Source organism: Blastococcus sp. DSM 46786 (assembly GCF_900109665.1).
GTDB lineage: Bacteria > Actinomycetota > Actinomycetes > Mycobacteriales > Geodermatophilaceae > Blastococcus > Blastococcus carthaginiensis.
Map to the genome: position 1 here is coordinate 18374 of NZ_FOAO01000002.1, position 13283 is coordinate 31656.

A 13283-nucleotide genomic window follows, 5' to 3' on the forward strand; every position below is an offset into this window, starting at 1 on the left:
ACAGGTCCCACTGCCTACCGCCCCAGGGCTGGTTCCTCGACGACGTGCGGCGCATCCGCCCGCTTGCTCCCGGGCGCGGGTTCGGACCGGTACCGGCGGCCCCGCTTGACCAGCAGGACCCGGGCCTCGGCGCTGCCGCCCAGGTGCTCGAGCACGGCGGCCCGCAGGGCGGCGCTGCTGATGCCCTCCCGGGCGACGAGGACGGCGGCGGTGAGCTCGGGCGGCTGCACCAGGTCCAGCGGGTCGTTGCTGTCGATGACGGTCAGGCCGGTCGGGCCATCGGTACCCGAGAGGTCGAGCCGGCCGGGGTCGGCGCCCAGTGCGGCCTTCCGCTCGGAGACGACCTCGTGCAGGTCGGCGGGCCCGATGAACCGGACGTCGCGGACCCGCATCAGGACGCTCGTGAGGGCCACGGACAGCTTGCCGCGCATCCGCTCCTCGCCGGCCCGGCTGACCAGGACGATCGTGGGGGTCTTGAGCCGCAGCAGCCGGCGGCACACCGGGATGAGCCCGGGGAACTGGTCCGGCCGGGCAGACCGCCCCCGACGCGTGCGGGGCACGGTGACGGTGCCGAGCGCCGGCACCCCGGTGGCGTCGTCCACCCCCGCCGCGTCGATGACCGGGCGCCGGACGGCGAGGAGCAGGGACACCGCCGTCAGCCCGAGCACGAGCCCCGTGGCCCCGCCCGCCACGATGGCGAGCTTCTCGTTCAGGGCCGGGCCGGGCGGGGGAGGTGGCTGCGCCTGGCTCAGCAGCTGGAACAGCCCGACGCCCGCCCCTGGGGCGTTCAGGGCGTCGACGAAGGTGGTGGCCGCGGTGTTGGCCAGGTCGGCCGCGGTCTGCGGGTCGGGGTCGTGACCGATGACGCGGAAGACGATGGAGTCCTGGTCCGCCACCAGGGAGACCCGGTTCGGCACGATGTTCCTCAGCGGGACGACGTCACCGAAGCCGGCGGCCACCGCCTGCGCGACCTGGCCGTTGTCGAAGACCGTCTCGCCGTAGCGGGGCATCGCCGTGAGGCTCATGTCGAGCCGCGTCGCGACGATCAGGGCGTCGGCCTCCGCCGGCTTCTCCACCCTGCTCGCGGCCAGGGGCGCGGCGACGGCGCCGAGGAGGACGCACACGAGGAACACCGGCCAGTACCGGCGCAACCCCCACCGCAACATGCCGATCGCGTCGCCACCGGGTCCGTTCATGGTCTGCTCCTGTCCGTCGTGGCTGGAGTCGGCGCACTATGGCACGTATCACACGCCTGTGGCAGGGCTCGGTTCACGGCCGCTCGCCCAGCGCGGTCTCCACCGGTCCGACCAGGGACCGGAGGTCCACCGGGTACGGGTGCCGGAGGACGTGGCACGGCCGGTCACCCAGGTACCGCTGGAGCAGCGACCGCTCGATCTCCCGCGCCTCGTCGATCACCGCGCAGCGGCGCTCGGGGAAGAGGAAGCGGAACTGCCGGTACACCGCGAGCAGGGGGGTTCGCTCCTCCTCGAGGGAGGCGAGCATGTGCGCGGCCACCGCGGCCCCGGTGACGGGCTCGATCGAGACCTCGTCGTGGTCGTGGCTGAGCACGAACAGCACGTGGTCCACCCGGCCGTGCAGGGCGAGCGCATCCGCGCCGAAGATCCGGGCAGGGGGGACCTGGACGTAGGCCTGCCGTCGCAACACCGGCGCGGTGCGGCGCAGGACCGACGCGGGCAGGCCACCGAGACGGGTGGACAGACCCGCCGCCGACGAGGCCACCGCGGGGAGCGACCGGAGCCGGGCCCTCGTCGTGACCGGGAGGCGCGCGCGCAGCCCGGGCATCTGGTCGATGTGCCAGTTCCAGAGCCGGATGGGTTCCGGCACGCCGTGCATCCCGCCGTCCGGGGTCAGGTACACCCATTCGTCACCGACGTAGCGCGCGCCGTGCGCGGCGAAGGCGAGCAGGGCCTCGGTCTTCCCGCCCTTCCCCCAGCCGGTCGCCAGCACGCCGACGCCCTGGTGGGTGAACGCCGAGGCGTGCAGCGGCAGGACGCCTCGGCGGAGCGCGGTCATGTTGATGACGGCGAGCAGGTGCGGGACGTGCCCGGCGCGCCGCTCGCAGACGATCTCGCAGCGCTCCCCGATGGTGTCCACCGGGAACCGGGTGCGGGCGGCCACGCCGTCCTTGCCGCGGAGGAGGTAGAAGTCGTCCGCCGTGCCGGCGCTCTCCGGCCACGTGGCGTAGGTCATCGGCCGTGGCCCGTCGAGCTCGTCCACGAACCGGATGGTGATCTCCGGCTCGCGCGCCAGGGGGGCGGTGAGCGGACCGAGCTGGCGGGTGAGGGTCTCCACGTCCTCCGGGCGTGCGTCCACCACCCGGATGCCGACGATGCCGTGGAGGTCGAAGTCGACGTCCGGCCCGGTGACCTCGGCCTCCGCCACGGTCGTGCCTGCTGCTCCGGTCATGGCCTCCTGCTCTCGCTCAGCAGCTGCAGCGCCCGGGCCCAGACGCCCACGCCCCACCCGACGTGCATGGCGAGGAAGGCGGCGGGGACGTACACCCGGGACGTCGGGTCTTCGAGGGTCCGTGCGGTGCCGATGGACGCCGCCGTGAGCCCGGCTGCGTACGGGGCGAGCAGCGCACACCCGAGGAGAGGCCGCCGTGCCGCGACGACGGCCGCCGTCGCCAGGTACGGCACGAGCAGCGGCGGAACCAGGTGGCGGGGGCGCAGCGACGCCGGGTGCAACCGGGCCACGTCGAGCTTGCCCGCGCCGTAGCGCCGGTACTGGCGGTAGAGCGACCGCACCGTCTGCCGGCTCTTCCACGAGATCTTCAGCGCCGGGTCGAAGAGCAGCACCGCCCCGCTGCGGCGGAGCCGGTAGTCGAACTCGAAGTCCTCGTTGGCCACGAGCCGCTCGTCCCAGCCGCCGACCCGGCGGAGCAGCTCGGTGGGGTAGGCGCCGAACGGGATGTGATCGACCTCCTGCTCGGTGGTGCCGTAGTGGTACAGCGATCCGCCGACGCCGAACCTGCTGCCGAGAGCCGCTGCGATGGCCCGGCCCGCGGGCGTCGTCCCGAACCCGTCCTTGCGGCCGCCGACACCGCCCCAGCGGCCCTCGCGCAGACGGGCGACCGCAGCGCCGACGTACTCGCTGCCGACCGTGGAGTGGGCGTCCATCCGGACCACCCAGCGCCCGCGGGCCGCCGCGAGCGCGATGTTGAGGGCGGCCGGGATGATCTGCCGGGGGTTGGGCAGCAGCTCGATGCGCGGGTCCTCGGCCCTGTGCCGTTCGACCACCGCGACCGTGCCGTCGATCGAACCACCGTCGACGACGATGATCTGCAGGGCCGGGTAGTCCTGGCGGCGGAGCGAGGTCAGCGTCGCGTCGATCGACTCCTCCTCGTCGCGGGCCGGCACGATCACGCTGACCAGGTCCGCGCAGCTCCCGGTGGCGGTCATCGCAGCAGCCACCGCAGCACCGGGACCCGGCCCAGCTCGGGGAAGTTCTCCTCCAGCTCGATCGCCCGCCGGCCGACGACGAGGACGACCAGGGAGGCGGCCGTGGCGGCGACCAGACCCACCAGCAGGCCGGGGCGCAACGTCCACTGGAAGACCCACAGGGTCGCCGCGCACGCGACGATCGCGAGATAGCAGCGCAGGCAGCTGCGGTCGATGAAGCCCGTCCTGATCGACGAGCGCAGCGCCCACTGGTTGAGCACGTTCTGCACCACCAGGGCCGCGAGGTTCGCGATCGCCACCGCGACCGCCCCGTACCTCGGCACGAGCAGGATGCTCAGCCCGATGTTCAGCACCGCGACGGACACGTTGACGCCGACCAGGAACCGCAACCGCGCGCACACCTGCAGCGTGTAGGCGTTGAAGCCGAGGGCGGTGTTGAAGTAGTAGCCGATCGACAGCAGCGCCAGGACGAGGGCCGATTCGCTGTAGCGGGGGCCGAACAGCAGCAGCGTGAGGTCGTGGGCCAGGGGGCCGGTCAGCGCGAAGACCGGGAAGGTCAGGACCGCCACCAGCGCTCCCGTGTGCCAGTACGCCGCACGTAGGCCGTCGATGTCGCGTCGCTCGAAGAGCCGTGCCGCGAGGGGGAGGAACAGCGGGACGAAGGCGCCGAGCACCGCCGTGTTCAGCCGGGACGGGTTGAACACGGCCCGGTAGGTCGCGACCTCCTCGGCGGACTGGTAGTAGCCGAGGACCAGGACGCCGCCCACGACCAGCGACAGCTGGAGCAGCTCCCCGGTGAGCAGCGGCGTCGAGAAGGAGAAGACCGCCTTGAACGGGACGCGCAGGCGGCGCGGCCGCAGCTTCTCGAGCAGCCCGCGCTCCCGCAGGACCCGCACGAGCACCCCGAGGGACACCACCAGCCCGACGAGGCCGGCGGCCACGTACCCGATCGCGAGGAACTCGACTGATGCCCCGGTGAGGGCGAGCGCCACGACGACGGCCAGGCGCAGCCCGGGCGTGAACAGGTACTTGCGGAAGAAGATGGCGCCCGGGGCGCTGAAGACGGCGAAGATGTTGATGAAGACCTGGTCGAGGGCCTCCAGCGGCGCCAGGAGCAGCAGGATGAGCACGACCTGGACGGTCGCCGGGTCCGCAGTGTTCAGCAGCTGATCGGGGAAGCCGAGGAAGAGCCCCAGGCCGACGAGGCTGGTGACGACGATCGTCCCCACCGCGAGCAGCACCGCGCCGAACATGCGGTCGTAGTCCTGGTGCTCCTCGTACTTGGCCATGAACCGGCTGAGCAGCCTGCCCTGCCCGAGGGACAGCAGGGTGCGGCCGGCCGCCGCCAGCGCCAGCGCGTAGGAGAACGCGCCGAAGTCGCTCTGGGTCAGGACGCGCACGATCACGACCTGCGTGGCCGTGGTGAGCAGCAGGGTCACGATCCGGCCGACGACCAGGAGCGCCGAACCGCGGACCTGCGAGCGGCGCATCTGCCGGCTGGTCCCCGTGCCGTACCGCGGTGCGGTGGCGGCCTCGGCTTCCGTGCCGTCGGGGATGCCGTCGGGGGAGGGCAGCGGCTCGACCGGTGCCGGGTCGTCGGCCGGGGGCCGTTCCTTGGGCGGGCGGGGCGGCGAGCTCATGCGGGCGGGCTGACCGTGAGCCAGCCGGGGAGGTCGTGGTACCCCCGCGCCGCCAGGAGGCGGGCAGTGGACTGGTTCGACTCCCGGTAGATGTCCTGGACGTACCGGCGCAGTTCGGGGTCGAAGCTCTCGCTCAGCTCGCCACCGCTGTTGAGGTGCGCGTAGGCGCGGCGCAGGCCCCGTTGCGCCGCCGGTGGCAGGAGGCGCTCGCTGCGTCGTTTCACCGTGCGCGCCGCGGCGGCCAGCAGGGTGCTCCGGGGATGCCGGGTCACCTTCCGCGGCTCGGCGTCGAGCGAGGCGACCACGTCGACGTCGATGCCCAGCCAGGTGCACAGCGTCGCGACCACCGCCCGGGGGTCGCGCTTGAGGTCCTCCAGGAAGACGACCCGCAGGTCGTCCCCGAACTCCTCGAACCAGTCGCCGAGGTAGTCGGCGTAGAAGCCGATCCGCAGCCCGTGCAACCCGTCGCGGGGTACCGGCTGGACCCCCTCGCGGTGGCGCTGCTCGAGGACCCGCAGGTACTCCTCGAACGATCCGATCCGCACGTTGTTGCCCACCGAGCGCTGGAACGTGTAAGCCGACCAGAGCCGGTCCGCGGGATCGCGGAGGCTGATGATGACCTTCGGTTTGCCCAGCACCGTGCGGATCGCCTCGATGACCGGCCGGCCACCGTAGGAGTACGTGGGCGTCGCCTCGAGCGCGTACCGCTCCCCGCGTGCGTGGGCGAAGTGCCGTGCGTAGGTCTCGATCGGTGGCACCGGTCCGGTGTGGCGCTGCGGGTTGTAGTGGTTGAAGTACCCCGTCTCCTTCAGATCGGAGCCGCACACGTCCGGATGCTGGGCCAGGTACGCGAAGAGGGAACCGGTGCCGGCCTTGGGCACACCGGCGATCACCAGGTCCGCGATGCGGGTCTCACTCATCCCCGTCGGCTCCTCGTCTCGTGCGCGTGACCGCTCCGGCCCGGCAAGGTGCCAGAGGCTAGCGGCTGGAGGGGCAGTTGTGACCGGTCGTCACCGCGCCGCTGTCCGGACGGCCCACGACGGCGCCCGCAGCGGATCCGATCGGAGCCCTTCTGCAGATGCCGTGCGGGAAGGGGGTCAGAACGCCGTCGATCTGGGCTAGCGTCCCGCGGCACCTGACCAGGACCCCCCGGATCCGCAACCGATCCAGGGGATCCGCCGGGCCAACTTCCGGTGAAACCTGCGTGGCGCAGGACGGACACCCACGGGGGGACGCGTTGTCGGTACCCAGCGAGCGGCTCGCTCCGGCGCGCCTGGCGTCGACCTCGTCGAGCCGCGGTCGCACGCGCTGGATCGGCAGCCCGGCTCCGGCCGCGGGTACCACCGGCCGGGGACCTCGCTGATGTTCAGCGTGGCCCTCATCGGACCGGACGGCGCCGGCAAGAGCACCATCAGCGAGCTGCTCGAGCGGCAGCCGATGCCCGCGCCCGTCAAGCGCATCTACATGGGTGTGAACCTCGAGGCCAGCAGCCTGATGCTGCCCACGACACGGCTGGCCCTCGCGCTGAAGTCCGCACGCGGCCGGCGCTCGGACATGACCGCACCGTCGCAGCAACCCGTGCCGGCGGCCGGCAGCCCGGTCCGGCGCGTGGCGAAGGCAGGCGTGCGGGGCGCCCGGCTGGTGCTGTGGCTGGCCGAGGAATGGTTCCGCCAGATCGTCGCCGAGTACCACCGCAGGCGGGGCTCGATCGTCGTCTTCGACCGGCACTTCTACGCCGACTACTACCACTTCGACGTCGCGACCGAGGGTCGGCGGCCGCTCGCCTCCCGCGTGCACGGTTACCTGCTCGAGCACGCCTACCCGAAACCGGATCTCGTCATCTGCCTCGACGCCCCGGGTGCGGTGCTCTTCGCGCGGAAGCGGGAGGCGAGCCCCGAATGGCTCGAGCAGCGGCGCCGGCAGTACCTCCGGCTCGCGGAGGTCGTCCCGTCGTTCGTGGTGGTCGACGTGGACCGACCGCTGGACCTCGTCGCGCGTGACGTGGCGACGGTGATCACCGAATTCTCCGAGAAGAGGCGCGCGTGAAGATCCTCCTGGCCAGCTCCATCGACCCGGCGGCCATCAAGGTCCTGGAGTCCCACCACGACGTCGTGCGGGCGTTCAACGCGCCCGAGGAGCAGCTGATCGACCTCGTGCGGGACCGCGAGGCCGTGGTGTTCCGGAGCGGGGTCAAGATCTCCGCCGCGGTCCTGGACGCCGCCCCGAACCTCGAGCTCCTGGTCCGGGCCGGCTCCGGCCTGGACAACATCGACATCGAGCACGCCCGGTCGCGCGGGGTGCAGATCGTCCGGGTGCCGGGCTCGTCCGCCCAGCCGGTGGCCGAGCTGACCTTCGGGTTGCTGCTGAGCCTGGTGCGGAAGGTGGCCCTCGCCGACCGCCTGCTCCGTGAGGGGCACTGGCCCAAGGCGCAGCTCGGCGGCCCCCTCCTGGCCGGCAAGACGCTCGGCATCGTCGGGGCGGGACGGATCGGCAGCCGGGTGGGCGAGATGGGGGTCGCCTGGGGGATGCGGGCGATCGGGTGCGTCGACCGGGTCACCCCGGAGGTGGCCGGCGGTCTCGCCGGGCGCGGCATCATGCTGGCGGACTTCGACACCGTGGTGGCCGAGGCCGACTTCCTCTGCCTGCACCTCCCGCTCGACGAACGCACCCACCACATCGTCGACGCCCGCGTGCTCTCGCGGATGAAGGACGGTTCGTTCCTGGTCAACGTCGCCCGCGGCGGGGTCCTGGACGAGAAGGCGCTCTACACCGAGCTCACCGAAGGCGACCGCGTGCTGGGCGCGGCGCTCGACGTCCACGAGTCGGAGGGCGAGGGGGTGGTGTCACCGCTGGCGGCCCTCCCCAACGTCGTCCTGACCCCCCACATCGGTGCCATGGCGTGGGACTCCCAGCGGCTCATCGGCGAGCGCGTCGTCGAGTTGCTCGGCGCTCACGAGCGCGGCTGCCTCGACGACCTCCTGATCCCGGACGAGGTGGTCACCGGAACGGCCCTCTGACGCGGCCGCGGCCGCCCCAACCCCCGAGCACACGAGCAGAGGAAGGTCAGCATGCGAACGAATCGCGCGGAGAAGAAACGAGCTGCACTGCGGGAGGGCCTGGAGGCCGAGCGGCCGTTCGTGGCGGTCGGAGCCCACGATGCCATGAGCTCCCAGTTGATCGGGTCCTACGGCTTCGACGCCGTGTGGGTGAGCGGGTTCGCCGTCGCCACGATGGCCCACGCCCTGCCGGACCTCAACCTCACGACCATGACCGAGGCGCTCGAGGCGGCCGTCCGCATCGACGGCGCGACGGATCTGCCGGTCCTCGCCGACTGCGACAACGGCTTCGGTGGGCTGTCCAACGTGGTGCGCACGGTCATCGAGTACGAACGCGCCGGGATCGCCGGGATCTGCGTCGAGGACAACCTGTTCCCCAAGCGCAACAGCCTCTACACGGGCGAGTCGAAGAGGGAGCTCGTCCCCGTCGAGGAGCAGGCGCGGCGCATCCGCGCCGGCAAGGCGGCGCAGGAGACCGACTCCTTCGTGTTCGTCGCGCGGGTGGAGGCGCTGATCGCCGGCCACGGGGTCGAGGCGGCGTGCGAGCGCGCCGACGCCTACGCCGACGCCGGGGCCGATGCGATCCTCATCCACTCCAAGGACAAGTCGTTGGGGGAGATCGAGGGCTTCCTCGGGAGCTGGGGCGGACTGGGGAAGACCCCGCTCGTCGCCGTGCCGACCCTCTTCCCCGACTACACGGACCAGGAGCTCTACGACAAGGGCTTCTCGATGATCATCCTGGCCAACCACCCCATGCGCGCCGCGGTCGGGGCCATGGAGCAGGTGCTCGACACCCTCCGGAGGGAGCGGAAGGCGTCCGCGGTGGATCCGCACATCGCCCCGGTGGACCACATCTTCGAGCTGGTCGGGACCAAGGAGGCCATCGCGCTCGAGGAGTCCGGGGGTTGATCGCCGGCTCGCGCAGGACGGGCACGACGGTCGCCGGGGGGCCACCGGCCGTCGTGCTCGGCCTGGACACGATCACCGGGCTGCAGACCGCCCGGATCCTGGCAGCGCGCGGGGTCCCGGTCATCGGGGTGACCAACAGCCTCGAGCACTACGCGTGCCGCACCCGCGCGTGCACGCGCGTGCTGGAGGCGGACCTGCGCAGCGAGGACGTCGTCGACGTCCTCCTCCGCCTGGGGCCCGAGCTCGGTGACCGGGCCGCCCTCTTCCCCTGCACGGACCTGGCCGTCCTCCAGATCTCGCGGCACCGGGACCGGCTGGCGCCGTGGTACCACGTCGCGCTCCCCGAGCACGCCATCGTCGACATGCTCATGGACAAGGTGGGCTTCCTCCGGCACGCGCAGGAGCACGGCCTGCCGATCCCCGGGACGGTGATCATCGACAGCCGGGACGACGCCGAGCGCGCGGCCCGGAGCCTCACCTACCCGGTGGCCCTCAAACCGCCCCTGAAGTCGGCGGTCTGGCAGTCGCACACCAGCGCCAAGGCCTTCCCGGTGTCGGACGGCCGGGAGCTGCTCGAGGTGTACGACCGCGTGGCCTCCTGGTCGGACCGGTTCATCGCCCAGGAGTGGGTCGACGGCGGGGTCGACGCCCTGTACTCCTGCAACGCCTACTTCGGGGCGGGCTCCCGGCCGCTGGTCACCTTCGTCGCGCGGAAACTGCGGCAGTGGCCGCCGCACACCGGGACCAGCAGCCTCGGTGAGGAGTGCCGCAACGACGAGGTGCTCCGGGAGACCCTGCGCCTCTTCGCCGGGCTCGACTACCGGGGGCTCGCCTACGTGGAGATGAAGCAGGACGCGCGCACCGGCCGACACCTCATCATCGAGCCGAACATCGGGCGGCCGACGGGCCGCTCCGCCATCGCCGAGGCCGGTGGGGTGGAGCTGCTCTACACGGCCTACTGCGACATGGTCGGCCGCCCGCTCCCGGCCGCCCGTCACCAGCGGTACGTCGGGGCCAAGTGGATCGACGACCGCCGGGACGTGCAGTCCGCGCTGTACTTCGTCCGACGAGGCCAGCTCGGCCCGGGTGACTGGTGGCGGTCCGTCCGGGGACCCAAGTGGCACGCCGTCGTGTCCCGCTCCGACCCGCAGCCCTTCGTGCACGACCTGCTGCAGGCCGGCCGGCGGGGGGTCGGGATGCTGCTGGCTCGCGGGCGCCGGACCTGGGCGACTCGCCGCCGGGCGACCGGCCGGGTGCGACGCCCGGGCCCCGGACCGGGATCCCTCCCTGGGCCCGACGGCCCACGAGAGGGCGCGCGGACGGTTCCCGTCCCGCTGTCGCCGACCACGTCCACGGCCGAGCACGCGGGTGCGGCCCGCCCCGCCAGGAGAGAGAGGTAGCCGTGCCCGCCACGACCACGATCCCCGACTTCGCCTACATCGGTACGAGCAAGGCCGGGTCGACCTGGCTCTTCAACGCCCTGGCCGGTCATCCGGAGGTGTACCTGGCGTCGGACAAGGGTCTGTACTACTTCGACCAGCACTTCGACGAGGGGCCGCAGTGGTACCTGGACCACTTCCGGTCCGCCGGGGACCAGGCGGCCGTGGGCGAGATCTCGCACTCGTACCTGTCCTCGCCCGCGGCCGGGGCGCGCATCGCCGAGCTCAACCCGGGCATGCGCCTGCTGGTCTGCCTGCGCGAGCCCGTCGACCGGGCGTTCTCCGACTACCTGGACCTGGTGAAGAACGGCCAGTACGACGGCCCCTTCGCCGCCGCGCTGGAGAAGTTCCCACGGCTGCTCGACCGCGGCAGGTACGCGACGCACCTGCAGCGGTACCTGGACCTGTTCCCGCGCTCGCAGCTGCACGTCAGCCTGTTCGACGACCTGCGCGCGGACCCCCAGGCCTACGCCGACGAGGTCTTCGCCTTCCTGGGCGTCCGGCGTCTCGAGCTGCCGCCGGCCGACCTGAAGAGCCGGATGCCCGCCGGCAGGCCCCGGAGCGCCGCCGTCGCGGCGGCCGCCAAGTCGGCCTCGAAACTGGCCAAGCGGACGGGTCTGCGCCGGCTGCGGTCCCGGGTGAAGCGATCGATCGTCGTCCGGCAGGCGCTCTACCGGCCCTACAAGGACGACCGGCCCACCGTCGATCCGGCGCTGGCCGCCGAGCTCCGGCAGGGCTTCGCCGACGAGGTGCTCCGGCTGGACTCCGTGCTGGGCAGACCGGTCTCGGAGCTGTGGGGCTACTCGAGCGCGCCGGCGCCGGCCGCGGACCGGTCGCAGCCGTTCCCGGGCCGGTGAGGGAACTCACCCCCACCGCCGGGCGTTGGACCCGACCTCGGTGATGTCCCGATTCCCGGACCCGGCGAGGGGAGGCCTCGTGGGAACGTGCTCAGGCCGGCGGCGTCGGCCCGCGTCGACGTGCGGCGCCGGCGTCCTCGTGCTGTCCCTGGTCCTGAGCGGGTGCACAGCGGAGCCGCGGCAGCCCCGGCCCGGCGAGCCCGTCGACCGGGGCGAGGCGCCCCTCGTCGAGGGGGACCCCTTCCGCGCCTTCACCTCCGACTCCTGGTGGAACACGCCGGTTCCCGCCGACGCGCCGAGTCATCCGCGAGCGACGGACATCCTGCGGTACATGAGCACCGCCGAGGAGGCTGCCGGTGGCTGCGTGCGGCTGGCCGGGGCGCAGGACAGCCCGTGGGGGCAGCCCGTGTACTGGGCTTCGTCGGACGACCCGAGCTACCAGGTCACCGTCGGCAAGGATGATCCCCCGCCCGAGCTGCAGGACCTGCGCATCCCCGACGGGGCGCTGGCCGCGGACAACAACGACGCATCCATGTCGCTCTTCGACGTCGACCGCGGCTACGTCGTCGCGCTGACCGACGCCGAGTTCGACGCGGACAGCCGGACCTGGCGGGCGAGCGGCGCGACCGTCACCTACCTGGATTCCAACGGCCTGGACGTCCGCACCGGGCAGTCCACCGACGAGCGCAACCGCGGCAGCCACCGGGGCAACAACGCGGCCGTGATGATGGCCCGCTTCGACGAGGTGTCCGCGGGACGGATCGAGCACGTGCTCAAGGTCGCCTCCGGGCCGGACCCCTCGTCCCGGGCGGTCTTCCCCATGGTGGGCAGCGACGGGGACTCCTCCGACCCCGCCGCGCCGCCGCAGGGCCTGCGGTTCCGCATCAAGCCGTCGGTCGACCTGGAGTCCCTCGGCCTCCCGCCGCAGGCCCTGGTCATCGCACGGGCCCTGCAGGAGTACGGCTTCTACATCGGCGATTCCGGAGGGGTCACCGCGCTGAAGCTGGAGGACACCCGCATCCAGGGGCGGGGGGAGCGGTGGGACCTGCCCGCCGACGCGCTCTGCGAGCTACCGCTGAGCCCGAGGTACTGGGACGTGCTCCCGGAGGGGTACCGACCGACGGGATGAGTCGCGATGCCGAATGCCCTCGACCGCCTCGCCGGCCAGCAGGATGAGCCGGTGAGCACACTGCTGAGCAGCGCCGACCGGGCGCGCCACTACGCCCGCCGTCCGCTGGCCCGCACGCCCTACCTCTGGGACGCCGCGATGAAGGTGCGCCCCGAGAAGAGGGCGACCCTGGCGCGGCCGGACACCGCCATCGTCATCGAGGGGTTCCTGCGCTCGGGGAACACCTTCGGCGTGGCCGCCTTCGAGATCGCCAACGGGCCGGAGCCGCACGTCGGCAGGCACCTGCACGGCGCAGCCCACGTGTTGCGGGCGGTGCGCCTCGGCCTGCCGACGATCGTGCTCATCCGGCAGCCGCGGGACGCGGTGCTGTCCTACCTGGTGCGGCGGCCCACGCTCACCCCGTACGACGCCCTGGTCGAGTACCTGGACTTCTACCGGACCGCCTGGCCGGCCCGCGAGGGCTTCGTCGTCGCCCCGTTCGACCGCGTGACCAGCGACTTCGGTTCGGTGCTGGACCAGGTCAACGAGCGCTTCGGCACCTCCTTCCGTCGGTTCGAGGCCACCCCCGAGAACGAGGCGCGTGCCTTCCGGCTCGTCGAGGAGATGAACCGGCTCGAGACCGGGGGCGAGGTGGTCGAGTCGCTCGTCGGGCGGCCCTCGGTGGAGCGGTCGCGCCGCAAGGACGAGCTCCGCGCACTGCTGGAGCGGCCGCGGACCGCGAAGAAGTTGTCGGAGGCCACGGCCCTGTACGAGCGCTACCTCGAGCGGGCGCGCACGGCGTCCTGAGGCACCAGTTCGCTGGCCAGCGGGCAGCCGGGCGGCTGTCGGGCG

At 72.6% G+C, this 13283-nt stretch carries 12 protein-coding genes; 7 read left to right on the plus strand and 5 right to left on the minus strand.

Translation table 11 applies throughout. The annotated features are described in order from the left end of the window. Positions 1 to 14: 14 nt before the first annotated feature. The 5 genes from BMW62_RS02110 to BMW62_RS02130 form a co-directional block, all read right to left on the minus strand. The gene (locus tag BMW62_RS02110; RefSeq protein ID WP_091929201.1) at positions 15 to 1196 is read right to left on the minus strand and encodes a YveK family protein; all 1182 of its coding nucleotides are present in this window, start codon (positions 1194 to 1196) and stop codon (positions 15 to 17) included. 73 nt (positions 1197 to 1269) lie between these two features. After that, a complete protein-coding gene (locus tag BMW62_RS02115; RefSeq protein WP_139206168.1) occupies positions 1270 to 2427 on the minus strand; it encodes a hypothetical protein in 1158 nt (385 codons plus the stop codon). Further along, positions 2424 to 3422, minus strand: a complete 999-nt coding sequence (locus BMW62_RS02120; RefSeq protein WP_091929203.1) for a glycosyltransferase family 2 protein — start codon at positions 3420 to 3422, stop codon at positions 2424 to 2426. Before BMW62_RS02120 ends, BMW62_RS02115 begins: the two co-directional genes overlap by 4 nt. Then, on the minus strand, positions 3419 to 5062 hold the full coding sequence (locus BMW62_RS02125) for an oligosaccharide flippase family protein (RefSeq protein WP_091929204.1): 1644 nt from the start codon (positions 5060 to 5062) through the stop codon (positions 3419 to 3421). Before BMW62_RS02125 ends, BMW62_RS02120 begins: the two co-directional genes overlap by 4 nt. Continuing rightward, a complete protein-coding gene (locus tag BMW62_RS02130) occupies positions 5059 to 5982 on the minus strand; it encodes a sulfotransferase family protein (RefSeq protein WP_091929205.1) in 924 nt (307 codons plus the stop codon). Before BMW62_RS02130 ends, BMW62_RS02125 begins: the two co-directional genes overlap by 4 nt. A gap of 442 nt (positions 5983 to 6424) precedes the next feature. Between BMW62_RS02130 and BMW62_RS02135 the strand changes: the two genes are divergently transcribed. The 7 genes from BMW62_RS02135 (at position 6425) to BMW62_RS02160 (ending at position 13238) form a co-directional block, all read left to right on the plus strand. Beyond that, positions 6425 to 7108, plus strand: a complete 684-nt coding sequence (locus BMW62_RS02135) for a nucleoside/nucleotide kinase family protein (RefSeq protein WP_091929206.1) — start codon at positions 6425 to 6427, stop codon at positions 7106 to 7108. Continuing rightward, the gene (locus BMW62_RS02140) at positions 7105 to 8079 is read left to right on the plus strand and encodes an NAD(P)-dependent oxidoreductase (protein WP_170852175.1); all 975 of its coding nucleotides are present in this window, start codon (positions 7105 to 7107) and stop codon (positions 8077 to 8079) included. The genes BMW62_RS02135 and BMW62_RS02140 overlap by 4 nt, the downstream gene beginning before the upstream one ends. Positions 8080 to 8130: 51 nt before the next feature. Further along, complete coding sequence (locus tag BMW62_RS02145) at positions 8131 to 9027, plus strand: isocitrate lyase/phosphoenolpyruvate mutase family protein (RefSeq protein WP_091929208.1); 897 nt, start codon at positions 8131 to 8133, stop codon at positions 9025 to 9027. After that, positions 9024 to 10427, plus strand: a complete 1404-nt coding sequence (locus BMW62_RS22420; RefSeq protein WP_170852176.1) for a carboxylate--amine ligase — start codon at positions 9024 to 9026, stop codon at positions 10425 to 10427. The genes BMW62_RS02145 and BMW62_RS22420 overlap by 4 nt, the downstream gene beginning before the upstream one ends. Before the next feature lie 2 nt (positions 10428 to 10429). Continuing rightward, positions 10430 to 11323: a sulfotransferase domain-containing protein gene (locus BMW62_RS02150; RefSeq protein ID WP_170852177.1), complete on the plus strand. Its 894-nt coding sequence runs from the start codon at positions 10430 to 10432 to the stop codon at positions 11321 to 11323. Positions 11324 to 11654: 331 nt separating this feature from the next. Further along, positions 11655 to 12452, plus strand: a complete 798-nt coding sequence (locus BMW62_RS02155; RefSeq protein ID WP_139206169.1) for a hypothetical protein — start codon at positions 11655 to 11657, stop codon at positions 12450 to 12452. A 51-nt stretch (positions 12453 to 12503) separates the two neighbouring features. Beyond that, entirely contained in the window at positions 12504 to 13238 is a 735-nt protein-coding gene (locus tag BMW62_RS02160; protein ID WP_139206170.1) for a hypothetical protein, read from the plus strand. Positions 13239 to 13283: the final 45 nt, after the last annotated feature.

What these genes read in the sequence shown, in the direction of transcription:
- BMW62_RS02110 (WP_091929201.1), bottom strand. Translation starts at nt 1,196, where the DNA reads ATGAACGGACCCGGTGGCGACGCGATCGGCATGTTGCGGTGGGGGTTG.
- BMW62_RS02135 (WP_091929206.1), top strand. Translation starts at nt 6,425, where the DNA reads ATGTTCAGCGTGGCCCTCATCGGACCGGACGGCGCCGGCAAGAGCACC.
- BMW62_RS02120 (WP_091929203.1), bottom strand. Translation starts at nt 3,422, where the DNA reads ATGACCGCCACCGGGAGCTGCGCGGACCTGGTCAGCGTGATCGTGCCG.
- BMW62_RS02145 (WP_091929208.1), top strand. Translation starts at nt 8,131, where the DNA reads ATGCGAACGAATCGCGCGGAGAAGAAACGAGCTGCACTGCGGGAGGGC.
- BMW62_RS02125 (WP_091929204.1), bottom strand. Translation starts at nt 5,062, where the DNA reads ATGAGCTCGCCGCCCCGCCCGCCCAAGGAACGGCCCCCGGCCGACGAC.
- BMW62_RS02115 (WP_139206168.1), bottom strand. Translation starts at nt 2,427, where the DNA reads ATGACCGGAGCAGCAGGCACGACCGTGGCGGAGGCCGAGGTCACCGGG.
- BMW62_RS02130 (WP_091929205.1), bottom strand. Translation starts at nt 5,982, where the DNA reads ATGAGTGAGACCCGCATCGCGGACCTGGTGATCGCCGGTGTGCCCAAG.
- BMW62_RS02155 (WP_139206169.1), top strand. Translation starts at nt 11,655, where the DNA reads ATGAGCACCGCCGAGGAGGCTGCCGGTGGCTGCGTGCGGCTGGCCGGG.